The sequence below is a fragment of the Undibacterium sp. RTI2.2 genome, assembly GCF_035018705.1.
Taxonomy (GTDB): domain Bacteria; phylum Pseudomonadota; class Gammaproteobacteria; order Burkholderiales; family Burkholderiaceae_D; genus Undibacterium.
In genome coordinates, this window is the sequence record NZ_JASJXN010000136.1 from 1 (window position 1) to 545 (window position 545).

Genomic DNA, 545 nt, shown 5'->3' on the forward strand with positions numbered 1-545 from the left:
AATTTTCGTGATGCAATGCCGGGTGCTTATTTGGCTGGTTATGAAATGCCAGCAGATGCGATGCTCACGCATCCTTGGCTTGATTCATTAGAGCTCGCTGTTCGTCGAGGGCAAGCGGTCTATCGTGGTTTGCTGGATTTAAAAAAACGGGGTTTCATCCCTGACGTGGTATTGGTCCATCCTGGGTGGGGCGAGGCTTTATTTGTGAAGGATGTGTTTCCTGCTTGTCGACTGGTGAGTTTTTGCGAGTTTTATTATCAGGCGGAAGGACAAGATATAGGATTTGATCCAGCCTTGCCTACGTCTGAGGACGATAAGCTTAAGCTCAGGCTACGCAATATGGTGCAACTGCAATCCTTGTCATGTATGGATGTAGGGATCAGTCCAACACAGTGGCAACGTCAAAGTTACCCTTCAATTGTTCAGGATCGTATTGAGGTTATTCATGATGGGATTGATACAGATACCGTCAAGCCAGATCCTGCTGCTCGGTTCCAATTACCTGATGGTCGTTGGCTAACTTCTAACGATGAGGTCATTACTTT

General features: G+C 46.6%; 1 pseudogene. It reads left to right on the forward strand.

From position 1 onward, the window contains the following. A pseudogene (locus QN395_RS21435) lies at positions 1-545 on the forward strand (glycosyl transferase family 1); the annotation flags it as partial.